This is a genomic window from Ignavibacteria bacterium, from assembly GCA_041649015.1.
GTDB lineage: Bacteria > Bacteroidota > Ignavibacteria > Tepidaquicellales > Tepidaquicellaceae > CAIKZJ01.
This window is the reverse complement of the sequence record JBAZNU010000003.1, coordinates 1-23,186: the sequence shown is the minus strand read 5'-3', so window position 1 is coordinate 23,186 and position 23,186 is coordinate 1. Positions and strand designations below refer to the sequence as shown.

Genomic DNA, 23,186 nt, shown 5'->3' with positions numbered 1-23,186 from the left:
TCCCAATAAATATGAAAATATTATGCATTGTTTCGATTATGATTTATGTATAATTTTCTTCAATTATTAATACCAGATGAATATTCATTTATATTGTATCTTCAAGAAAGATTTTTCTCCGAACAATTTTATACCTCATTTATAATTAAATCACAAAGAAAGGAATTTTTTATGTCGTATGCACAGGAAGTTCTTGCAAATGTTAAACAAAAAGATGCAGGACAACCGGAATTTATTCAGGCAGTGACAGAGGTCGTTGAATCACTTGAGATAGTTCTTCAAAAAAGACCTGAATACATCAAGTACAAGATTCTTGAGAGAATAGTGGAGCCTGAAAGAGTAATCTTATTCAGGGTTCCATGGCTGGATGACCAAGGGAATGTACAAGTAAACCGCGGGTTCAGGATTGAGATGAACAGCGCAATAGGTCCTTACAAGGGCGGATTGAGATTTCACCCTTCAGTAAACCTTGGGATTTTAAAGTTTCTTGCGTTTGAGCAAGTTTTCAAAAATTCACTGACAACACTCCCGATGGGCGGCGGTAAAGGAGGTTCTGACTTCAATCCAAAGGGGAAGAGTGATAATGAAGTAATGAAATTCTGCCAATCGTTCATGAGTGAACTTTTCAGACACATAGGTGCAAACACAGACGTACCTGCGGGTGATATAGGTGTCGGCGGAAGAGAAATCGGATATTTATTCGGACAGTACAAAAAACTCCGGAATGAATTTGTCGGTGTTCTAACAGGTAAGGGATTAAACTGGGGCGGTTCTTTAATACGTCCAGAAGCAACGGGATATGGTACAGTATATTTCGGTGCAGAAATGCTTGCAACAAAGAATGATACTTATGAAGGCAAAACCTGTTTAGTATCAGGAAGCGGTAACGTAGCACAATATGCTATTGAAAAGTTATTAGATCTCGGCGGAAAGCCAGTGACATGTTCAGATTCATCGGGTTACATATATGATGAACAGGGATTTGACAGAGAAAAACTTGCATATCTGAAGGATCTTAAAAATGTAAAACGCGGAAGAGTTGAAGAGTATTCAAAGAAATTCAAGTCAGCAGTTTACACACCAGTAGATTCAAAGCTTGATTACAATCCGCTCTGGAACCACAAGGCAGACTGTGCGTTCCCAGCGGCGACTCAGAATGAAATCAACGGAAAGGATGCAGCAAACCTCCTGAAGTGCGGTGTTAAACTTGTATCAGAGGGTGCAAACATGCCAACGACAATCGAAGGCGTAAATCAATTCATTGATGCGAAGATACTTTACGGTCCAGGCAAAGCAGCTAATGCAGGGGGCGTAGCAACATCAGGACTTGAAATGTCACAGAACTCATTGAGATACGGCTGGTCAAGAGAAGAAGTGGATACAAAACTTCGCGGAATAATGAAGAGCATTCATAAAGCAGCTCATGATACAGCGGAAGCATTCGGCACACCGGGCAATTACGTAAATGGTGCAAACATTGCGGGATTCTTAAAGGTAGCCGATTCAATGATGGATCAGGGAATAGTGTAACATTACAATTAACAGTATAAACAAAAAAGGCGGTGTAACCCGCCTTTTTGTTATTTATGAATTAATTATTTCTTCTTAGATTTATTTTTTCCCACTACTTTAGGAGAAGGTTTTTTATTAATCTTCTTTGATGTAAATAATTCACCGTGTTTATGTTCAACTGACGCACGGGCAGCCGCAAGTCTTGCTATAGGTACTCTGAAAGGAGAGCAACTGACATAAGAAAGTCCAAGCATGTGACAGAATTCAACTGAATTCGGTTCTCCGCCATGCTCACCGCAAATACCAAGTTTAATATTGGGTCTTGTTGCTTTTCCAAGTTTAACAGCAGTTCTCATAAGTTCACCAACACCGAATCTATCAATGACTTCAAACGGGTCGTTCTGAAGAATCCTCTGCTTAATGTAATCTGGAAGGAAACCACCAATATCGTCGCGTGAAAAGCCGAATGCCATCTGTGTCAAGTCATTAGTACCGAAAGAGAAGAACTCCGCGTATTTAGCGATGTAATCTGCTACGAGAGCAGCTCTTGGAATTTCAATCATCGTACCTGTCATACGTTTGAAGCTTTTTAGTCCGAACTTCTCACAGACTTGTTTATAAATTCTTTCAATAATAACATATTGGTGTTTTAACTCGCGCGAAGTTGAGGTAACCGGAATCATAATTTCGGGCAAAGGTTTTTTACCTTCAAGAATAAGTTCTGCGGTTGCTTCATAGATTGCACGAATCTGCACTTCTGTTATTTCGGGGTATGTAATACCGAGCCTTACGCCTCTGTGTCCGAGCATTGGATTGTTTTCATGCAAACCATCTGCTCTTTGATTAAATTCATCAAGTGAGATACCGAGACTTTCAGAAAGCCTTATTCTTTCTACTTCGTTATTAGGAACAAATTCATGAAGCGGCGGATCGAGAGTTCTGATTGTAACAGGCAGGCCATCCATTGCCTCAATGGTTCCCTTCATATCGCGTTTGATGTAAGGGAAGAGTTCTTCCAAAGCTGCTTTTCTTTCTGCTTCGGTATTTGACATTATCATTTTTCTGAGAAGGAAAAGAGGCTCTTCAGAGTTCTTGCCATAGAACATGTGCTCTGTACGGAAGAGTCCGATACCTTCTGCGCCGAAGCTTCTTGCCTTTGCGGCATCTTCGGGTGTATCTGCATTAGTACGGACTTTCATTACGCGAACCTTATCGCAGATCTTCATGAAGTTTGAAAAGTTTTCATTCTCAACATCAACATCCATCATTTCAAGCTGACCTACATAAACGGCACCTTTTGTTCCGTTCAAAGAAATCCATTCGCCTTCGCGGACAACCGTATCACCGACTTTGAAATATTTTTCATCGAGTTTAACTTCAATTGCGCCAGCACCGACGATACAACATTTACCCCAGCCGCGTGCAACAAGTGCTGCGTGAGAGGTCATACCACCGCGTGCAGTAAGGATAGCTTCTGCGGCTCTCATACCTTCAATATCTTCGGGGTTAGTTTCTTCGCGAACGAGTATAACTTTTTTGCCGGCTTTACGCCATTCGACAGCATCGTTAGCGGTGAAAACAACCTGACCCGTTGCTCCGCCCGGACCTGCGGGTAGACCTTTAGTCATAAGGTGTGCAGCTTTTTCAGCTGCGGGCAACAAGACGGGATGAAGTAGTTCATCGAGCTGATCGGGCCTGACTCTCATAACGGCTTCTTCGGCTGTAATGAGTCTTTCTTTGTACATATCGACTGCCATCTTTACAGCTGCGGCACCGTTTCTTTTGCCGACTCTGCACTGAAGCATGTATAACGTGCCTTCCTGAATAGTGAATTCAAGGTCGAGCATATCATGGTAGTGCTTTTCGAGATTAAGTTCTATCTTATGTAATTTCTTGTAAACATCGGGCATTGCGACTTCGAGAGAATCGAGGTGCATATTATGTTCACTCTTTCCGACTTCATTGATAGGGTTTGGGGTTCTAATACCTGCGACAACATCTTCGCCCTGAGCGTTAACGAGCCATTCGCCGTAGAAATAATTTTCACCTGTGGCAGGATTACGCGTGAAGGCAACGCCTGTTGCGGAAGAATCGCCCATGTTACCGAACACCATTGACTGGACGTTAACTGCAGTACCCCATTCATCGGGAATACCTTCAATTTTTCTGTAAGAGATTGCTCTTCTACCGTTCCAGCTTGAAAACACAGCACCGACTGCACCCCAGAGCTGTTCCATAGCGTCTTCGGGGAATGGTTTGCCGAGTACTTCAAAAACTTTTGCTTTATATATTGAGACGAGTTCTTTAAGGTCGTCGGCTGTAAGGTCTGTATCGAGTTTGCATCCTCTTGATTCCTTCATCTTATGAAGTTCTCTTTCGAGCTGCTGGCGAACGCTCTGACCTTCTGCGGGTTCGATACCTGCAGCTTTTTCCATGACGACATCGGAGTACATCTGAATAAGACGACGCTGCGAGTCATAGACAAATCTTGGGTTTCCTGTTTTTGCGATAAGACCCTCGCGTGTAATATCGTTCAGACCAACGTTCAGAACAGTTTCCATCATTCCGGGCATAGAGCTTCTTGCACCAGAGCGGACGGAAAGCAGCAGCGGGTTAACGCTGTCGCCGAATTTAGCACCCATTTGTTTTTCGGTTTTTTCGAGTGCTTTTAAGACCTGACCTTTTAATTCTTTTGGATATTTCTTTTTGTTTTTATAGTAAGCTGTACAAACTTCTGTAGTGATAGTAAATCCTGCAGGCACCGGTAATCCAATATTAACCATTTCTGCGAGGTTTGCACCTTTTCCTCCAAGCAAATTTTTCATGTTTGCTTTACCTTCGGCTTTTTTACCGCCGAAATAATAAACATATTTTGTGGACATAATAATAAATATTAATTAATATTAAATAAGAACATCGTTAAAATTACTTATTTTAAACAACAATTTACAGTCAAAAAACAGTCGGGACTTGGTTTTTCGTTCGAATCTGACTAATAATAAAGGCATAATGGATAGAACACTGATCTGCCAACGAGAAGCAGACAGGTTCTCACGGAAAAAACTGATAATCACGGGTATTTTTTTAGTGAATTTACATAATTTTAGGAAGATGTTGCGGTAAAGCCATATACTGCCATTTTATGCAAAAAATGCATAAAAACTGATAATTTTAATTAGTTAGTATATCGCAGGCATATCGCAGGCATATCGCAGACATATCGCAGGCATATCGCAGGCATACAAAAAATAATGGCTTTCATTTGAATTAACTAAATGTTAAAAACATATTTGGGAAGGTTTACATATATAAACCGAGGATTTTGTCCGGACTCAATACCTGATGATAATCAGGTGAATTTTTGAATTTTCTTTAAAAAGGTTTGATTAGATAACAAGATTATTGGGGATTATCGAATGTGGAAATTTACAACTTATCTCGGTACATGGAGGTATTGTTTCTGCAGAAATGGGAATAATAAATATATTAGATGAGAATTACTTTAATCATAAATAATATAAAAGTTACCACCGGGAAAAATAATTGGGACATTAAAATCTATTAAGGTTATTTTTAACCAACTTAGGGATAATAAAAGTCAGAAGAGATGATGCGCAGTAGAATTATTATTGCATATACTGCTGACTGCAGAAGTATTTTAATATCTGTTAATATAGAGAACGGATTATTTCTTTGCAGCTTCATATTTCTTCCTGACATTAATAATATAGTTCAACACGGTAACACAACTCATCTTTTTTCTTACATTATTGCTTCCACTTTTATATTACATTCATTAATTAGTCTTAATTTTGAAGAAAAATAAACCCGATCGTGCAATGAACAAGAGACCATGAATAAAAGGATTAAGCCTATGATGTTTAAGAAGTTATTTACACATTAAAGAAGATTTTAAAACATTGTAATTATTTTAGAACGGAGCCTGTACAGTCAGAATGAAGCGAATAATGCCGGAAGATTCAGTTATTGATGTTGGTATTTCTGAATAATTTATTTATTTTAACAGCAAGTGGATAAAATTGTAACAATAATGGTCAAGAAGTAAATATTCTTGCATAATAAAAGTCTTCATTCAATTCTAATTGTAATAATGACAATAGCCGATATCGAATAGAAATGAACTGTACAACACCTGGTCAAACTGTTTACACTCTTTATGTATTTATTGTTTTTGGTTATGTTGCTCTACACTCACTTACAAAACAAAGAAATTATGGAATGTTAAAATGAAAAAGAATTCAAGCGGTAATCATAATTTTCTAGTGCAGAATGATTCTGTTTTCACAACAACATTATTTTATTGTGATGAACATAAATGTCTTTTAAGCATTAATCCATTTTAATTGTAAAAGGTATACAATAAATGAAAAAAATTATATTAATATCATCGTCATTAGCGATATTATTATTTTCTATTATGTACACGCAAAATATAGGTACAACCAGTAAAGAGTGTTTTTCATTAAAGGTAACCCCTTTGAAAAAAGAATTTAAATTAGGCGAACAGGTTATTCTCAATTTGACGTTCACTAACAATAAACCATACATAGATTCGTTGTTAAATATTAATGAAGAAACTTTATTATCAAAAACTAAAATATGGAATGAGCAAAATAAAGATTATCATTATACAAGTATGACATTGAGTCCGGAACAAATAAATTATTTAGTATTTCAAGTTGGTGAATCAAAAACCATAGAAATGAGAGTTAATATTAAGGGTATGCTTGGATTTATTTTCTTTCGATACTTTCCGATTGGTACCTTTAAAGTACTTGTAGAATTGATGGATAGGACTAACCTTCCAATTATAACAATCACCGAAACATTTGATATCATACCCTTGCATAATGGCGAAATAGAAGAGTTTAAAGAAATGAATGAAATATTTAGTGTTTATCAAAAAGAAAATCTAACCCTACAAAATATGAAAAACGCTATAGACAGAAGCAGTAATTTTCTTCGAAAATACCCGAAATCAATATATTTATATACTTTATTGTCAAATTTCGATGATGCAAGAATTGTATATAAATATAAATATGATGAATCATTTGCAGAAGACTTAAAATATTATTTGATTAATAATGTTAATGAAAAAGGTTGTGAGGATTTCATAGGCAGGTTATTTAGATTGATAGATAATTTAAGCAATAAAAATAGTGCATTAGAATATCTGAATAATTTTAAAGAAGAAATTAATGATGATACTCTTAAAGAAAAGATAGATAAATCCATAAATGGATTCATTAATAATTATGAATCAATACATTATAAATATGAATAACAAATAATATTCTGTATTAAATATTATTATGAGTATTATATTTCTAAAATATATAATTGTGGTATTAATGACATTAATATAAATGCTTTTGTATTCACAAAATTATATAAATATGCAAATGAATGATGTCTTATCTCTTAGGTTAATTCCCACATTAAGTGATGAAGTACAGGTCGGTTGAAATAAGGTCAACACACTACTGACCGATATTTTGGTAACCGAGTAACTAAAGGAAAAGGATTTAAAAATTAAGTTATTAAAATATAGAGGTTTAGCAGCACCAAAATTTCTCAAGTACCATTCAAAAACTTCTTTCGATATATTATTGCTTTGACATATAGATGGACAATGTAACCTATAAGATACGTCGATAGGTTAAAACAAAAATATGTGGATTAATAAAATTAATAGCTGACGCAGCTACAAAGACAAATACTGCAAAGGATTTTTTACTCGCTCGATAAAAGCTGATTAATAATTCACGAGAAGAATTATATTCAAAAATAATATTTTTAAGTTTTTTATATCAGTGATAATTATTATTATTAATAAAATTAAAAACTATAAATTTGAATATGGAACACTCAAACTTTTTCGGGTCAGTTTGCGACTTTTTTGATAAAGCAGCAGAGCATCTGAATTATCCTGCGGGTCTATTACAACAGATTAAAATGTGCAACAGTATTTATCACTTTCAATTTCCACTGAGACTTGATGACAATAATTATGTAACGGTTGATGCTTACAGAGTTGAGCACTCACATCACATGCTGCCAGTAAAAGGCGGTATTAGGTACAGCGAAATGGTTAACGAGGACGAAGTAAAAGCTCTTGCGGCACTGATGACCTACAAATGCGCTGTTGTAAATGTTCCATTCGGCGGAGCTAAAGGGGGAATAAAAGTTGACCCATGGAAATTCAGGGTTGGCGAATTGGAAAGGATAACAAGAAGATATACAACAGAATTAATCAAGAAAAATTTTATAGGTCCCGGAATAGACGTACCCGCACCCGACTACGGCACGGGTCCGAGAGAGATGGCGTGGATAGCGGATACATACTCGACGTTTCATTCTTACAACGGTTCGCAGACAGATTCGATGGCATGCGTCACGGGAAAACCTCTGAGCCAGCAAGGAATACTCGGAAGAAAAGAAGCAACGGGACGCGGAGTTTATTTTGCAGCACGAGAAGCCTGCAGAGTCGGCGAGGATATGAAGAAGCTGGGCTTGACACCCGGACTTGAAGGAAAGAAAGTAATTGTTCAGGGACTTGGAAACGTTGGATATTGGGGAGCATATTTAATGCAGAACGACGGCGGAGCAGTAATAGTAGGGCTTGCCGAAAGAGAGGGAGCAATTTATGACCCAAAGGGTTTGAATGTTGAGGAAGTTTTTAAACACAGACAGGAAACAGGTTCGATACTAAATTTCAAGAAAGCAAAGAATATAAAAAACTCGGTTGAAGCGCTTGAAAAAGAGTGTGATATACTCGTACCGGCAGCACTTGAGAATCAGATAACGATTAAGAATGCAGGAAAGATAAAAGCAAAGATGATAGTAGAAGGTGCCAACGGACCTATTACCGCCGAAGCAGAAGAAATACTTCTTAAGAAAGGAATACTTATACTCGCTGACATGTACGCAAATGCGGGCGGTGTGACGGTTTCATACTTTGAATGGCTTAAAAACCTTCAGCATGTTTCTTTCGGAAGAATGGACAGAAGGTATGACGAAGCAACACACTCAAACCTTGTAAACGTGATTGAAAATATAACGGGTAAAAAATTAACCTCACATCAGAGAAGCGTTGTCATTACAGGTCCTAACGAGCTTGACCTTGTGAACTCGGGTCTTGAAGACACGATGATTCACGCATATCACCAGATAAGAGACGTTAAGATGTCAAACAGGAAGATTGACAGTTTCAGGACAGCGGCGTTTGTTGTGGCGATTGACAAGATTGCAACGTCTTATCTTGATTTGGGAATTTTCCCGTAATAGTTTTGAAATTATTTTTAAAGGGCTTGCCTGAAAATACAGAACAAGCCTTTATGTAATTTAATCATCTTTCTTTAAGAGCTAAACTTTTAACAGTTTACGGGTATGAAAACATACAAATACTTTTTATTTCTATTAATATTCTTCTCATTTGTTGGAAGTTCTGTCTCACAGGACAGAGAGGGAATATTGAAATTCGTTAAAAATTTTTCCCTCTCAGCACATGCAGACGCTTATTACGGCTGGAATACTGACAAAGAGAGCAGGTTCAGACTTTTTGACTGCGTTGATCCGATAAGGGATGAATTCAGGCTTAACATTGCGCAGGTATCTTTAAAGTATGATTCAGATATCATCAGGGGTATTGTCACACTGCATTACGGAGATATTCCTAAGTACTACTGGGAAACTGAAAACCCGAACATACAGGAAGCAAATATCGGTTTCAGGATAGTTAACGGGCTCTGGATAGATGCAGGTTATTTTCTGACGCATTTAGGGGCAGAGGGACTTCCGCAAGATAATTTTTTAAATTCAAATTCATTACCTGCATATTACGAACCGTTTTATCAAAGCGGTATTAAAGCAAGTTTTGATTTTACTGAAAATCTTGATGCCTCGGTCTATCTGCTTAACGGGTACAATGTTATTGAGGATAATAACAAAAACAAATCTTTTGGAATGCAGGTTAATTATCTTTTGAATGACAACATTACGCTGACTTACAATAACATCATCGGAAACGAGCAGGATGCCGGCGATGAGGGCAGAACACGCATTCTTAACAATCTTATCCTTGACTACAGCTCTCCTGACAAAAGGATTGATATACTTTTGAGCTGTGACCTTGGAACGCAGGATAAATCCGGTCTTTCGGACTCAACAAAAACAGCATTGACATACGGCGGATTAGTTTCATTCAGGTACCACTTCAGCGATAAATTCAGCGTAACGCTGAGAGGAGATTATTTTCAGGATCTTGACGGAGTCTATTCGGGTGTAATAGCGAACAATACGGGCATTAAGGGGAATGGCGTGACATTAGGATTAGAATACAAGCCCGTTGAAGAAGCATACATAAGGATTCACACACGTTATTTGAGCCTTGACGGAGACCAAAAAGTGTTTTATGATAATTCAAGCAGCAGAACAGACGTGAATCTTTCAGCGGGGTTTACTTATTAAGAGATGAGTGTCTCAGGTTTCTCTTCCAGCCAGAATATTTTGTTCTTTTAACGGGAGAGTTTTTAAACAGGATGTTAAATTTTTCTTCTGTGATTTCTTCTAATTTATTTTGTGAGGTATTAAAAACTTCTTTCAAGGGATAAAAACTTTTATCTTCGGTGAAAAACTTCTTTTTGTTGTATGGGCAAACATCCTGACAGATATCGCAACCGAAAATCCAGCCGGATAAATCAATGTATGAAGGAATTTCATTTCTGTTTTCAATTGTGTGATAAGAGATACAAAGGTTAGCGTCAACTTTATATTCTTCATATATAGCTCCTGTCGGACAGGCATCAATGCAGATTCTACAGGTTTCACAAAGGTCGTCGGCAGGTTTATCATAATCGAGTTCTTTGTTGATAAGAATTTCGGAAAGGAAGAAAAAACTTCCAGCATCATGATTTATAACATTGCCGTTCTTACCAATCCATCCTAAGCCGGATTTTGCAGCCCATACTTTTTCGAGAAGAGGGCCATCATCAACGTAGAATTTGGTTTCGATGGAATCATCAAGTGCTTTTAACTCTCTGCATATGTTTTTTAACTTTTTCTTAATGACTTTATGATAATCATACTCACCCCAGGCATAGCGTGAGATTTTCGGAAACTTTTCATCATGCTCAAAAGGTGTATCGTATAAGTACGCGAGAGAAATTACAGACTTTACGTTATTAAGTATTAAAGATACGTCTTCCCTCTTTTCTACATTGCGGGACATCCAGTTCATACCGGCGTTTCTGCCTTCGAACAGCCAGTTTTTGTAATGGGTGATTTCGGTTGAAAGTCTTTTGTACTTAGCAAAACCAACTTTAAAGAATCCTTCCCTTATAAATAGTTCTCTAATAGTATTTGAAAGAGAATCGGACAATCAAAAATCAAAGTTAAAGAATTTATCCGAAGGTTTTTCTACAAAGACCTCATCGTTTACAATTTTAACTTTATATGTTTTAAGTGTACAGTCCATTCCGTCAGTATGTTTACCGTTTTTAAGAGAAAACTTAAAGAAGTGAACAGGACAAAGAACATGTGTATCTTCAATATAACCAAGATGTATTTTGGGAGTATGATTGTGAGGGCAAACATTATCAACGGCATAAATATTTCCTTTGACTTTGAATATGGCAATATCCGTCACATCATCAATAACAAACCTGAACCCTTTGTTATCTTCGAGGTCGTTTACAGAGCAAGCTTTTAAGAACTCGAGGCTCATATTGTTTGTTCGTATTCCTTCAATACTATATCAATGGATTTAGTATTATCATAATAAGACAAAAGTTTCAAAAGCACTTCGTCAACTATGGCATCGGGACAGGAGGCGCCGCTTGTTAAAATAATTCTTGTTTTGCTGTTTTTCGGCAGAAAGTTTTCTGTTTCGAGTTCAACACCTTTGTGAAAATTAAAGTGAAGTATTTTTGATTTATTTAATATTTTCGAAGAACTTGAGATAAAATATGTCGGGAGTTTTTCCTCGCAGAGTTCGACAATGTGGGAGGTATTGGAGCTGTTATATCCTCCGACGACTATTGCCAAATCTGCTTTCTGCTCAAGAAGGGCGAGTGTCGCACGCTGGTTATCATGTGTAGCATAACAAAGTGTATCGCGTGTATCGGCAAAATGGTCTTTAATATTTTCTTCGCCGTATTTCTTTACCATAACGTCTCTGATTAAATCAGCGATTGCTTGAGTTTCTGTTGCGAGCATCGTTGTCTGGTTTACAACGCCGACTTTATTAAGATGAATTTCAGGATTAAAGTCATCGGATATCTTATCTTTAAAATAATCACAAAGTTGTTTCTTTGATATTTCTCCGAGAATATATTTTCCAAGAATTTCCGCTTCCTGAATATTTCGCACAATCAATGTAGGAGCGTCTTCCTTGCTATGGGAGAATGTAGCCCGAGTTTCTTCATGATTATGCTTACCGTGAACGATAACCGTGAAATCATTCTTCCCGAGCGAAGAAGCCCTGTTCCAGACCTTTTCAACGAAGGGACAGGTCGTATCATACTTTAATGCTTCGATACCAAGTTCAGAAAGCCGGTTCCGAGTTTCTATTGTAGTACCGAAAGCAGGAATAATAACTATGTCTTCAGGGTACAGTTCATCCCATTCAATCAACTGATTTCCTTTCGTATCGGTAATGAACTTCACGCCTCTATTAGTCAGGTCACTATTAACTTCAGGATTATGAATCATCTCACTGAGAAGATATATTTTCTTATCAGGATTTTCTTCAATTGCTCTGTATGAGATTTCGATTGCATTTTCGACACCGTAGCAAAAACCAAAATGTCTGCCAATAAGAAATTCAACGGGACCGAAATCAAGCGATGTCGGCGAGTAATCTCTTTTTCTCGGGTCTTTTAATTCACGAATTTTTTTAATCTTTGTGATTAAAGAACTACGATAAAAAACGGGAATTTCAAATTTCTTCATAACATTAAGCTCTATATTTATTCAAATGCCGCAATACCAGTAACGTCTTCTCCAAGAATTAAGGTATGCATTTCGTGAGTGCCTTCATAAGTCTTGACGGATTCAATGTTATTTAGATGCCTCATGATAGGGTACTCATCAAGAATTCCGTTTGCTCCAAGCATTTCACGCGACATGGAAGCGATTGTTTTTGCTATCTCACAGTTGTTTCTTTTTGCGAGCGAAACATGCTGAGGTCTCATTGTGCCGTTATCCTTCATCTGTGCAAGACGGTAGTTAAGCAGTTGTGCTTTTGTAATTTCCGTAAGCATCATTGCAAGTTTTTCCTGTGTAATCTGGAATGCTGCAATAGGTTTGCCGAACTGAACACGGGACAAAGAGTAATCAAGAACAGTGCTGTAGCAATGCATTGCCATTCCCGTAACTCCCCATGCTATACCATAACGCGCCTGAGTCAGGCATGAAAGCGGAGATTTAAGTCCGCCGCTTTTCGGAAGAAGATTGGCTTCGGGAATAAGACAATCTTCGAAGACAAGCTCCGATGTTACTGATGCACGAAGCGACAGTTTGCCTTTGGTTTCGGGTGCAGAGAATCCTTTAGTGCCTTTCTCTACAAGGAACCCTCTTACTTTGCCGTCGAGCTTTGCCCAAACAACGGCAACGTCTGCAATGGTACCGTTTGTAATCCACATCTTAGCACCGTTTAAAAGATACCCGCCGTTAACTTTTTCTGCTTTTGTAATCATTCCGCCCGGGTTACTTCCAAAATCAGGCTCTGTAAGACCGAAGCATCCTATCTTTTCCGCACTTGCAAGTTTTGGCAACCAGTATTTTTTCTGCTCCTCGCTTCCGTATGTGAAAATAGGGTACATAACAAGTGCCGACTGCACGGATGCAAAACTTCTCACACCGCTATCCCCTCTTTCAAGCTCCTGCATTATTAAACCGTAAGCTATGTTATTAACTCCCATGCCGCCGTACTCCACGGGCAACGTTGGCCCGAAAAGCCCCAGCTCTGCCATCTTAGGAATAAGCTGCATCGGAAATTTCATTTCCTGGTTGTATTGTTCTATGATTGGAATAACTTCATTGCTAACAAAGTCTCTTACAGTATCCCTTATAGCTTTTTCTTCTTCTGTTAAAATATCGTTGAGATTGTAGTAATCAACCCCTTTATATTCTGTGTGTGCCATGTTTATATTGTTTTCTTTTCTAAATGTTTTTTGCCTGAAGGCTTTGTTTTTATTGTTACTTTAATGCCTGTTTTTAAATATTTTACTTCCCGTATTTCTGAGTTGCCGTAAAGAGTGCTTAAACCCTTGTAGTCATGAGGTTTCAGCTTAATCACTGTTTCCTTCGTGTCATGAGTCAGCATCTCTTTTACTTTCAGAATAAGAGCGGCGGAATTTATACCTTTCTTCGCCGAGATAAAAACCGAATTGGGATGTTTCTGGCTTAGACCCTTAATCATTTCCTTGTTTTCAAGAATATCCACCTTGTTAAAAACGAGCAGTATGGGTTTTCCCTTCGCACCTATTTCTTCCAGCGTTTCGTTTACAACTTTTATCTGCTCTTCAAAATTATTGTTCGATACATCAACAACATGAAGCAGCAGGTCAGACTCAACGACTTCCGAAAGAGTTGACTTAAATGATTCAATAAGATTGTGGGGAAGGTTCTTAATAAATCCGACTGTGTCCGAAATCAGAACCTTTTTTGGAAATTTTGAAATAACTGCTTCTGTATCTTTTGTCTTTATGTTTAATACTCTCGTTGATGTGTCAAGCGTTGCAAAAAGTTTATTTTCGACGTAAACATCAGAGTCTGTAAGCAGGTTTAATAAAGTTGACTTCCCGACATTTGTATACCCCACGAGCGAAAGTCTTAGGAAGTTCTTTCTTTCATCCGCCTGTGTCTTTCTTTGTACATTTATTTTTTCAAGCTTTTCTTTCAGTACGGAAATTCTTTTCTTTATAAGTCTTCTGTCGGTTTCTATCTGAGTTTCGCCCGGTCCCTTCGTACCAATACCTCCGTATTGCTTTGAGAGGTGTGTCCATTGTCTCGTCAGCCGCGGCAGAGAATATTCAAGCTGTGCAAGTTCTACCTGAAGCTTTGCCTGCGCAGTTTTTGCATTGCGGGCAAATATGTCAAGAATCAGATTAGATTTATCGAGAATCTTGCATTTAATTTCCTGTTCGAGATTACGCAGATGCGTATATGACAACTCGTTTTCAAAAATCACAAGAGAGATATTATTATCTTCAACGTACCCGGCAATTTCCTGAACTTTGCCTTTGCCAATCATAAAACGAGAATCGTAATTATGAGAAAACTGATAGAATGACTTAACAACCTCTGCCCCTGCTGTTTCAGCAAGCGAACTTAGTTCGTTCAGCGATTGTATGTGGTCGTAAGAATTCTTTCCGTCTTTAACGGAAAAGTATACCAGCACCGTTTTTTCTATTTCTTTGCGTGTTTCGAGCAATGATAGTGAAAATTAATTAATCAATATATTATAACCAAATGCCTCTTCAAATAATTCTTTCCTCATGTTCGCTCCCCAGAGTTCAAGCGTAGGGTCTTTACCTTCCCTTGGAGCGACCTTCACATGGAAATTTTTATCCTGAACGGTTACTTTTATAGAATCTATTGCTGAGCTATGTCCTCTGTCCAATCCATCCGCAATACGCAAAATCCCAGAGAGCATCTTTACCTTGCTTTTATTCGCAGGAGAAAGCTTGTTGAACTCTATATGTTTTGTTTTCGGATGCGATTTTCTGTGGTATCTTGCAATATTCGCAATTATTTCAATTTCTTCATTATTAAAACCGAGAAGTTCAGAGTTTTTTATAAGATAGTATGAATGTCTATGATGCTGTGAATGAGAGATACTATGTCCTATATCATGCAGATAAATTGAGGCTTCAAGCAGGTCAAGGTCCTGGTCAGTCAGTCCGAATTTATCCCTTAACGCATTGTATATCGGCAAAGAGAGTTGAAGTATCTTCCTGCAATGGGCTTCGTCAAAACCACAGTGTCTTCCGAGGTTTATAACACTTCTGTACCTCACGTTCTTCATGTCTTCCGATTGGAGCGTGTTGTGCTCTTTATCAATAGTATCGAAGAGTATTCCTTCTCGCAGTGCGTAGCTTGAAAGCGTAATTTGTTTGATGTTTACTTCTTTAAATATCTGTTCAAGTATTATGGCACCTGCCGTGATTATATCAGCCCTATCTGAATCAAGCCCCTCGATTTTTTTAATAGCCGCGGCATTGTCAAAACTCAGAATGGTTTTTACTGCATAATTTAGCTCAGCATCAGAATACTTATAGTTATTGAAATTGAAAAGCGAAACATCCTCCGTTGTGCTCTTACAGTAAATTATCGAACCAAGGTTTGTTATCGTTCCCGACGTGCCGACAACTAAATCGTAGTTTTCTTTCTTAAGGCTTCTTACAATAGGGTTTATAATGCTTCTTACATGAAGCCGCGCATTTCCAATGTTTTCTTTTGTGTACTTTCCGTCAGAGAAAAATTTTTCCGTCAGACGTACTGCTCCAAGTTTTATACTGTTCGAGAATTTCACGTTGCCCTTCTCTCCCGTCAAAAACTCGGTGCTGCCGCCGCCAATGTCAATTAAAAGTATCTTTTTATTGTAAACATCAAGCGCCTGAAGTACTCCGAGATAAATCAAACGTGCTTCTTCATACCCTGATATTACCTCAATCGAAATACCCGTTCTTCTGAATGCTTCGTTTATGAACTCGTCTTTGTTCAATGCTTCACGCGTAGCGCTCGTTGCCACCGCCCTGATTTCAGCGTTAAAAGAATCGCACGTTATTTTAAAACGCTTGAGTACCGTTATCGCCCTTTCCATCGCGTCAAGAGATATGTACTTCATATCGGTTGAACTCTTTCCGAGTCTTACTACCTCTTTGTCTTTCGTAAGTACTTTTATTATACCCTTATCATTTACGCTCGCAATCGCAAGATGAAAAGAATTCGTACCAATATCAATCGCTGCAAGCGTTTTATTCTGCATTGTTTACTGTTTATTTAAATAATTGTTTATAAAATTATACACAGTGTCAGAGGGAATATCATCTATGTTTTCCGTGTCTGACTGAATGAATGTTCCCTGCGGATTAATGGGTCCCCATTCATATCCCTTTGTCGGTCCGAACAATCCTATTACTCTTGCGTTAACGTATGCAGCAACATGCATCGGACCCGTGTCGTTGCTAAGATAAAGCGTTACGCGTCTTAATATTGAAGCAACTTTCCTTATTTGAATTTTATACATAATCTCCGAGTCAACTGAATGATTTTTTAGCTTGTGCCGGATATAACTGTTTATTTCTCCGTCTATCAAACCCGAAGTAAACACAATGTAAGGATTATATTTTTTGTGAAGCATAAGAATAAGTTTCACGAAATTATCTTTATTCCATCTGTTCTGAACCTTTGCCGCACCCGCATGAAACGCAAACACGGGTTTTGATTTATCCGGGAAATTATTCTCAAAATACCGCTCTGCATACGACTCCTCTTTTTTATCAAGAAAAATCCTTACGTTTTTCTTCTCCTCCAAAGAGAGATCGCAGCCTATAAGTCTTACAACATCAAGATTTCTCTCCGTTTGATGAAGCTTCTGCTCATCCCAGAAAAACTTTTTCTTTACCGTCAGAAGGTTTGCAGATTTATTAATCTTATTCTCAACACTCTCCGCCCCGACGCGTACTTTTGCACCTGAAATAAAATTAATGTAATGCGATGTACGCGATATTGATGCTGTTGAAGGCACTATCCCTACATCATACTTGCGGGAAAACAGCTGATTGAAAAAATCCAGAAGCGAATGAACGCTTTGTTTGTTGTAATTAATTACCTGATTTATATAAGGATTTGCTTTACTATTTAGCACTTCATAACTGACAGGTGAAGCAATAAGGGTAACGTGAGCATGAGGAAACTTTTTGCGAATTGCTGCAAACATTGGGAGTGCGCAGAGCATATCGCCGAGCTGATGGTGCTGCCGAACTATTAATATATTCTTAACTTTACCGAAAGGTGTATCAGAGGTCTTCATAGTGTGCATCAACAACTTTATCCTTATCAATTTCGGATTTCCTCTTGTTTTCGACAGGGGGTTTTACAATGCCTGATGATTTATTCTTAGCGTTTTTATATAATCTAAATAATAATTTAACAAGATAGAAGATAAAATAGAATAGAAACAGGTACCAGATGAACTTAAGCATTTATCTTCCTGCGGCTTTCTTTACAGAAGGATTGAAGTATTCAATATTGCCATGTTCCGGTTTCATTATTTCAGAAACCAAGTCATTGAAATCATTTACATTGTTTACAAAATCCATTTCGGTTGCGTTCACAATCATAACTCTTGAAGCTTTGAACCTGAAGAAGAAATAGTTGTACGCTTCGTTTAAATCTGAAATATAAGTTTCGCTCATATTCTTTTCTGCGGTTCTTCCCCGTTTGTTAATGTTTGCCATAAGTCTTTCCACGGTTGACTGGAGGTAAATCACAAGGTCGGGTTTTTTAAGGTTTCTCTCAATAAAGGAAACCATTCTTTCGTAAAGTTCAAGCTCATCGTCAGCAAGATTAAGATAAGCAAATATCTTATCTTTTTCGAAAATGTAATCAGAGACGATGTACTCGTGGAAAAGGTCATCCTGTCTAAGTTCAAGAAGTTGTTTGTATCTCGACATAAGGAAATACATTTGAGTGTGGAGAGCGTATCTACGGGGGTTCTTGTAAAATTTTTCAAGAAAGGGGTTATCTTCATAACTCTCCAATACAAGGTTAGCATTCATCTTTTTAGCAAGCATTTTCGCAAGGGTAGTTTTACCCGCTCCGATGACACCTTCGATTGCAATGTATTTAATATGTGGTGACGACAATAACTTTAAATTTTATAAATAGAAACTTCTGAAATATCTTTTGTTAATTCAAGCAATTCTGACATCGTTTTATTTAAAACAGGATGAACAAAACTTTCGCTTATTTCGCACATTGGAACGAGTACGAACCTTCTGTTTTGGACTTCTTTATGCGGTATTGAAAGAATATCGTTTTCCAGCACCTTATTTCCGAAGAACAGAATGTCAATATCAATCTCTCTTTCAAACCATTTCTTTCTTACCTTGCGTCCAGCTTTCATTTCAATATCTTTTACAAAAACCATCAACTCATCAGGAGTAAAATGAGAGTTAACTTTTAATACCATGTTCAGAAACTTGTTTTGCTCTTTAACTCCCCATGGTTCAGTTTCATAAACAGATGAAACGCAAACTGTTTGAATATTACTGCAGCTTCCTATAAGAGAAGCTGCGGTTTCTAAATACTTTAATCTGTCGTTAATATTGGAGCCAAGCCCCAGAAAGACATCGGGTGTCAATTCCTTCTCAATTCATTAATTACCTCGACCGAATCAATGATACCCAACGGAGCGTTTGGTTTTCTTATCTTAACGATAACCTTCTGAACCAGAGAAAAGTTAGCGAGAATTGCCTCACAAACTTTAATGTTTGCTGTTTCAACAAGGTTAAACTTTTCTTTGTTAAATATTTCTTTAACAAGGTTATAAACAGCAAGATAGTTTACCGTTTTACTAAGTTTATCTGAATCCAGGAGTCCGCTCAGGTCGCAAATCATTTCAATATCAACTTCAAACTGGTTGCCGAAAACCTTTTCATGTTCAAGGTCACCATGATACGCAAAGAACTTAGCGTTATTTATCTTAATGGTTGTCAGTTTCAATAAATTATTTCTTATTTACTTTTTTTGCGGCTTTCTTCAAAACTTTAGTTACTTTTTTGGCTTCTTTCTTAACTGCTTTCTTAATCTTCTTATTCCCTTTTTTAATCTTTATCTTTTCAAGAGCCACCTGCATTGTCTTGCCAATATCAGCAGGAGACTCAACAACATGAATACCGCATTCTTTCAATACAGCCATTTTTTCCGCAGCGGTTCCTTTACCTCCTGCGATGATAGCTCCTGCGTGACCCATCCTGCGTCCAGGGGGGGCTGTTCTACCGGCAATAAATCCGACAACAGGTTTTTTAACATGCTTTTTAATAAAGTAAGCAGCTTCTTCTTCGGCATTTCCGCCTATCTCACCTATCATTACTATAGCGTCGGTATCTTTATCCTCATTAAAAAGTTTAATCGCATCAATAAACCTTGTTCCAATAACCGGGTCGCCGCCGATTCCAATACAAGTTGATTGGCCTATACCAAGTTTTGTCAACTGGTCAACTGCTTCGTAAGTAAGAGTTCCGCTTCTCGAAATAACACCGACTCTTCCTTTCTTGTGAATAAATCCCGGCATGATACCAATTTTACATTCGCCCGGACTGATTATACCCGGGCAGTTTGGTCCTATAAATCTAACGCTACGTCCGTCTTTATTTTGGCTTTGAACATAATCATAAATATTGACCATATCCTTCGCGGGAATACCCTCGGTTATGCATACAACAAGATTAATCCCTGAATTAACTGCTTCAATGATTGCGTCTGCGGCAAATCCAGCAGGAACAAAAATAACGGAAACATTTGCTTTTGTTGCGGCAACTGCCTCTTTTGCTGTATTAAATATTGGAACCGAATCGTTGAACAACGTACCACCTTTACCGGGTGTTACCCCTGCAACAACATTAGTTCCGTACTCTATCATCTGTGTTGTGTGGAATGTCCCTTCAGAACCCGTAATACCCTGTACGAGAACTCTCGACCTTTTATTTACTAATATGCTCATGTTAAAATAATATTTTTATTTAACTACATTTGTTTTAATCTTCCATTTTCCGTTCTTATCGGCACGAAGTGTGTAACTTATTTCGCTCGCCTTTTCAACCTCCTTGCCGTCAGCACCGACCATTGTCTGCTTTACTTTAACCTTCACAACAGCCGACCCGCCCTTCTGCGATACAACTTTCGGTTCTTCCGTTATCACGAATTTCTTCGTGCTCTTGTAGTTCTTCTTAAAGCTGTCAGTACTGCGGTTATCCCATACCTCGCTCGCTTTCTTCATGTTAGCGTCGAAAGTCTTTGAGTCGTCGACGCCGCGCTTTATGTATTCAAGATAATCATTTATGGCTACCTTCGGATTGTCGAGACGCTTGTTCAGCTCTTTTTCCTTTTCCTCCATTTTCTTTTGCTTCGAAGATTTTTCTTTAACCTTTGCGGAATCTTTTGAAGTCGGAATCGTTACCGTCTTTGAAGTGTCCTGCAATGTCGTTCCAGACAGGCTTCCCGACGAAACAAGCGTGGAATCAATCTGCTTAAGCCTTTCTTCCCACTGCCTTAACTGTTCCTCTTTAATTTTCAGAAAATCTTCCTTGTCCTTCAGCTCTTTGTCTTTATTCGCAAACTGTTCCTGCTGTTGTAAAAGAGCCTGCTGGTCTTCTTTTTTGTCACACGATGAGATGGATAAAACTAACAATACAAGAATTACTCCGGCGATTAGATTTTTTGTCAGTTTCATTTTTTAGAATAAATTTTATAAAATATTATTTCAAAATAGTCTATTTGCTTTTGATATTCAATTGAATATTTGAATAACATTTTATTGTAATTGTGTAATTGCTAACTTACATTATGAAAAACCGTAAAATACTCGAGGAACAAAGCTGGAAAATCCTTGAAACGCTTATAGAAGCGGGGTTTCCGTCATCCATGGACGATGATTCATTCAGGGAATACAGTGCAAAAATCGAAGTAGAAGGTATAGGCATTATAAATCTGTATTACAGCCCCAAAAAGAAGGGATTTAAACTCGGTTTTCATGAAATAAAAGAGAAGACGATCCGAGCAGAGATTAAGGAGCTTTTAAGTAGTATTGATATATCCGTTACCGAAGACGGGATATATACAAACAAGGGTTATGAAATAGATGTTGACGGTTCATACTTCAACAGTAAAACATCTTACGCTACTATCATCAGAAAAAACGGAAAAGTAATAAAAGAATTAAGCGGGCTTGTTGACACTTCAAAAGTAAAGAGTTCAAACCAGATAACCGGAGAGATGAAGGCGGTAATAAAAGCAATCGATTACTGCAACGAAAACAAGATTCGGAAAATAAGACTTTACTATGACTACAACGGTTTAAAGTATTGGGCGGCAGGAAAATGGAAAGCAAACCTCGTCTCAACAAAATACTATCAGGATTTCATGAGCAAGCAAACCATAAACATTGAATGGATAAAAGTCCCCAGCCACACAGGGATTTACTGGAACGAGCGAGTAGATGAACTTGCAAAGAGCGCAATTACTAAAACTCAAAAATAAAAGAGGTGCGTGGAATTGCACCTCTTATTAATTTTTTAGATTACTTTATTATTTTCTGTGATGCACTTTTTATTCTTTGGCTTATATACACTGCAAGCTTGATTTGAGAAAGCTAAAGTTCTTATTTGTTTCTGTACGGACAATTCTGTCTCCAGCCTCTTCCGAAGCCTTTCTGTGTGTTGTCTTTAGAAGTATCGTCTGATTTGTATCTTCCGTTTCCTCTATTACATCCCGGACAGTTCGGACAATTTCCGCAGTTACCTCTATTACCATTTCTCCATCCTTTTCCTTTTCCGCTATTATTCTTGTAAGCAGCCCAAAGCGGAACACCGTTTTCGTCAGCAAGTTTGATTGAAGTCCCATTTTGAGTAACTTCATTCGGATAGAGCATGTTAATGCCGTCCACAGTTTTTACCAAGCCAATAATTGTTGCAGATTCGTTGTTAAGTTTGTAACCATTATTCAACCAATACCAATAAGGTCCCATGTGAATCTGGTAAACAGTACCATCGGTTGATGTAAAATTAGCGATAGGGTGATTAACTTCAGTTACGTTACCAGTTACGGTAATCGGGTCTGTTTGAGTATTTCTTTGTGCAAATAATGCACTGCTCATAAGTACCAGAAGAATTGCGATGTTAATGTAAAGTTTCATTTTTGTTTCCCTTTATTTAAAATTTATTAACTTTACTTATCATCAGTCAAATGGCGTGCCAAACAAAACATGCGAAATAAGCCCAAAATCACGAGAACAAATACCCATCTCGACAATCTTGTCGCACCCTCCCTAAATTTTTCTCATTTTCTCCTATTACCTTGTAACCTAAATTCTTTACTCTAATCAGGTCTTTATTTTTCACTAAAGAATGATTTTGCCTGATTGTGGTTTATGCTTAAAATTGTTTCCTTTAAGCATAGTTTTCGTACTACTATTTACAGACTTCCTTCGAACTTGATTAATTTAATGTTTAATCAACATTATATTGCTTCTCAATATTCAGGATGTTTGTTTTTCTTTTAAGAAACTGTTATTTTACGACTATTATAAAGGCAGAATGCTTGTTTAATCCTATTAAAACTGTTCTTCAAACGAAACTCACAAGTTTCTTCATTCTAAAATCCCACTTTGTGGATTAAAACTAACGCTTGAAGCAAAAAACATAGTTTTCTTACTTTATACATAGTGATATGACTATAGTACGTAAATAAGAAACCTCGATTTTTGTTTATTTTCGCAGTATTTTTATGGCACGGTGTTTGTAATATGATATGTAGACACTTAAAATTAAAATAAAAATTAAAAATAAATTGAAAGGTAACAAAATGAAAAAGTTCTTCTTAGCAATCGCAGTAGTCTTAGCATTAGTAGTCTCTAAAGACAT

General features: G+C 37.5%; 20 protein-coding genes. 5 read left to right on the top strand and 15 right to left on the bottom strand.

The window, feature by feature from the left end; translation table 11 throughout:
* Window positions 1-171 precede the first annotated feature (171 nt).
* Window positions 172-1,530, top strand: coding sequence for an NADP-specific glutamate dehydrogenase (gdhA, locus tag WC644_05940; protein MFA5011478.1), 1,359 nt, complete (start codon window positions 172-174; stop codon window positions 1,528-1,530).
* A gap of 65 nt (window positions 1,531-1,595) precedes the next feature.
* Here gdhA and ppdK read toward each other — a convergent pair whose 3' ends face one another.
* Window positions 1,596-4,394, bottom strand: coding sequence for a pyruvate, phosphate dikinase (gene ppdK / locus WC644_05935; GenBank protein MFA5011477.1), 2,799 nt, complete (start codon window positions 4,392-4,394; stop codon window positions 1,596-1,598).
* Window positions 4,395-5,896: 1,502 nt separating this feature from the next.
* Here ppdK and WC644_05930 point away from each other — a divergent pair.
* The 3 genes from WC644_05930 (at window position 5,897) to WC644_05920 (ending at window position 10,005) form a co-directional block, all read left to right on the top strand.
* On the top strand, window positions 5,897-6,820 hold the full coding sequence (locus WC644_05930) for a hypothetical protein (protein MFA5011476.1): 924 nt from the start codon (window positions 5,897-5,899) through the stop codon (window positions 6,818-6,820).
* Window positions 6,821-7,395: 575 nt separating this feature from the next.
* Window positions 7,396-8,820, top strand: coding sequence for a Glu/Leu/Phe/Val dehydrogenase (locus WC644_05925; GenBank protein ID MFA5011475.1), 1,425 nt, complete (start codon window positions 7,396-7,398; stop codon window positions 8,818-8,820).
* 105 nt (window positions 8,821-8,925) lie between these two features.
* Entirely contained in the window at window positions 8,926-10,005 is a 1,080-nt protein-coding gene (locus tag WC644_05920) for an outer membrane beta-barrel protein (protein MFA5011474.1), read from the top strand.
* Here WC644_05920 and queG read toward each other — a convergent pair.
* From queG to WC644_05855, 13 genes are read right to left on the bottom strand one after another with little or no spacing between them, the layout of a single operon-like run.
* Complete coding sequence (gene queG, locus WC644_05915) at window positions 9,995-10,915, bottom strand: tRNA epoxyqueuosine(34) reductase QueG (GenBank protein ID MFA5011473.1); 921 nt, start codon at window positions 10,913-10,915, stop codon at window positions 9,995-9,997. The genes WC644_05920 and queG overlap by 11 nt on opposite strands.
* Window positions 10,916-11,260, bottom strand: coding sequence for a nitrite reductase (NAD(P)H) small subunit (locus WC644_05910; GenBank protein ID MFA5011472.1), 345 nt, complete (start codon window positions 11,258-11,260; stop codon window positions 10,916-10,918). It abuts the gene before it with no gap.
* Window positions 11,257-12,486 (bottom strand): 4-hydroxy-3-methylbut-2-enyl diphosphate reductase, encoded by a 1,230-nt coding sequence (locus tag WC644_05905; GenBank protein ID MFA5011471.1) that lies wholly within the window; start codon window positions 12,484-12,486, stop codon window positions 11,257-11,259. Before WC644_05905 ends, WC644_05910 begins: the two co-directional genes overlap by 4 nt.
* A 17-nt stretch (window positions 12,487-12,503) precedes the next feature.
* Window positions 12,504-13,679 (bottom strand): acyl-CoA dehydrogenase family protein, encoded by a 1,176-nt coding sequence (locus WC644_05900; protein ID MFA5011470.1) that lies wholly within the window; start codon window positions 13,677-13,679, stop codon window positions 12,504-12,506.
* Between the two features lie 2 nt (window positions 13,680-13,681).
* Window positions 13,682-14,971: a GTPase HflX gene (gene hflX / locus WC644_05895; GenBank protein ID MFA5011469.1), complete on the bottom strand. Its 1,290-nt coding sequence runs from the start codon at window positions 14,969-14,971 to the stop codon at window positions 13,682-13,684.
* 12 nt (window positions 14,972-14,983) lie between these two features.
* Complete coding sequence (locus WC644_05890; GenBank protein MFA5011468.1) at window positions 14,984-16,528, bottom strand: Ppx/GppA phosphatase family protein; 1,545 nt, start codon at window positions 16,526-16,528, stop codon at window positions 14,984-14,986.
* Between the two features lie 3 nt (window positions 16,529-16,531).
* The gene (locus WC644_05885) at window positions 16,532-17,575 is read right to left on the bottom strand and encodes a glycosyltransferase family 9 protein (protein ID MFA5011467.1); all 1,044 of its coding nucleotides are present in this window, start codon (window positions 17,573-17,575) and stop codon (window positions 16,532-16,534) included.
* A complete protein-coding gene (locus tag WC644_05880) occupies window positions 17,562-17,747 on the bottom strand; it encodes a hypothetical protein (GenBank protein ID MFA5011466.1) in 186 nt (61 codons plus the stop codon). The genes WC644_05885 and WC644_05880 overlap by 14 nt, the downstream gene beginning before the upstream one ends.
* On the bottom strand, window positions 17,748-18,410 hold the full coding sequence (locus tag WC644_05875) for a deoxynucleoside kinase (GenBank protein MFA5011465.1): 663 nt from the start codon (window positions 18,408-18,410) through the stop codon (window positions 17,748-17,750).
* 5 nt (window positions 18,411-18,415) lie between these two features.
* Complete coding sequence (gene folK, locus WC644_05870) at window positions 18,416-18,907, bottom strand: 2-amino-4-hydroxy-6-hydroxymethyldihydropteridine diphosphokinase (protein ID MFA5011464.1); 492 nt, start codon at window positions 18,905-18,907, stop codon at window positions 18,416-18,418.
* Complete coding sequence (gene folB / locus WC644_05865; protein MFA5011463.1) at window positions 18,904-19,269, bottom strand: dihydroneopterin aldolase; 366 nt, start codon at window positions 19,267-19,269, stop codon at window positions 18,904-18,906. The genes folK and folB overlap by 4 nt, the downstream gene beginning before the upstream one ends.
* Before the next feature lie 4 nt (window positions 19,270-19,273).
* Window positions 19,274-20,269 (bottom strand): succinate--CoA ligase subunit alpha, encoded by a 996-nt coding sequence (gene sucD / locus WC644_05860; GenBank protein ID MFA5011462.1) that lies wholly within the window; start codon window positions 20,267-20,269, stop codon window positions 19,274-19,276.
* 15 nt (window positions 20,270-20,284) lie between these two features.
* Complete coding sequence (locus WC644_05855; GenBank protein MFA5011461.1) at window positions 20,285-20,998, bottom strand: hypothetical protein; 714 nt, start codon at window positions 20,996-20,998, stop codon at window positions 20,285-20,287.
* 113 nt (window positions 20,999-21,111) lie between these two features.
* Here WC644_05855 and WC644_05850 point away from each other — a divergent pair, with 113 nt between their 5' ends.
* Window positions 21,112-21,804 carry an RNase H family protein gene (locus WC644_05850; protein MFA5011460.1) on the top strand — a complete coding sequence of 231 codons (693 nt, stop codon included), beginning with the start codon at window positions 21,112-21,114 and terminating at the stop codon, window positions 21,802-21,804.
* A gap of 121 nt (window positions 21,805-21,925) precedes the next feature.
* Here the strand turns inward: WC644_05850 and WC644_05845 are convergent, their stop codons facing one another.
* Window positions 21,926-22,459, bottom strand: coding sequence for a hypothetical protein (locus WC644_05845; GenBank protein MFA5011459.1), 534 nt, complete (start codon window positions 22,457-22,459; stop codon window positions 21,926-21,928).
* Window positions 22,460-23,186: the final 727 nt, after the last annotated feature.

What these genes read in the sequence shown, in the direction of transcription:
- gdhA (MFA5011478.1), top strand. Translation starts at nt 172, where the DNA reads ATGTCGTATGCACAGGAAGTTCTTGCAAATGTTAAACAAAAAGATGCA.
- ppdK (MFA5011477.1), bottom strand. Translation starts at nt 4,394, where the DNA reads ATGTCCACAAAATATGTTTATTATTTCGGCGGTAAAAAAGCCGAAGGT.
- WC644_05930 (MFA5011476.1), top strand. Translation starts at nt 5,897, where the DNA reads ATGAAAAAAATTATATTAATATCATCGTCATTAGCGATATTATTATTT.
- WC644_05925 (MFA5011475.1), top strand. Translation starts at nt 7,396, where the DNA reads ATGGAACACTCAAACTTTTTCGGGTCAGTTTGCGACTTTTTTGATAAA.
- WC644_05920 (MFA5011474.1), top strand. Translation starts at nt 8,926, where the DNA reads ATGAAAACATACAAATACTTTTTATTTCTATTAATATTCTTCTCATTT.
- WC644_05910 (MFA5011472.1), bottom strand. Translation starts at nt 11,260, where the DNA reads ATGAGCCTCGAGTTCTTAAAAGCTTGCTCTGTAAACGACCTCGAAGAT.
- WC644_05905 (MFA5011471.1), bottom strand. Translation starts at nt 12,486, where the DNA reads ATGAAGAAATTTGAAATTCCCGTTTTTTATCGTAGTTCTTTAATCACA.
- WC644_05900 (MFA5011470.1), bottom strand. Translation starts at nt 13,679, where the DNA reads ATGGCACACACAGAATATAAAGGGGTTGATTACTACAATCTCAACGAT.
- WC644_05890 (MFA5011468.1), bottom strand. Translation starts at nt 16,528, where the DNA reads ATGCAGAATAAAACGCTTGCAGCGATTGATATTGGTACGAATTCTTTT.
- WC644_05885 (MFA5011467.1), bottom strand. Translation starts at nt 17,575, where the DNA reads ATGAAGACCTCTGATACACCTTTCGGTAAAGTTAAGAATATATTAATA.
- WC644_05880 (MFA5011466.1), bottom strand. Translation starts at nt 17,747, where the DNA reads ATGCTTAAGTTCATCTGGTACCTGTTTCTATTCTATTTTATCTTCTAT.
- sucD (MFA5011462.1), bottom strand. Translation starts at nt 20,269, where the DNA reads ATGAGCATATTAGTAAATAAAAGGTCGAGAGTTCTCGTACAGGGTATT.
- WC644_05855 (MFA5011461.1), bottom strand. Translation starts at nt 20,998, where the DNA reads ATGAAACTGACAAAAAATCTAATCGCCGGAGTAATTCTTGTATTGTTA.
- WC644_05850 (MFA5011460.1), top strand. Translation starts at nt 21,112, where the DNA reads ATGAAAAACCGTAAAATACTCGAGGAACAAAGCTGGAAAATCCTTGAA.
- WC644_05845 (MFA5011459.1), bottom strand. Translation starts at nt 22,459, where the DNA reads ATGAAACTTTACATTAACATCGCAATTCTTCTGGTACTTATGAGCAGT.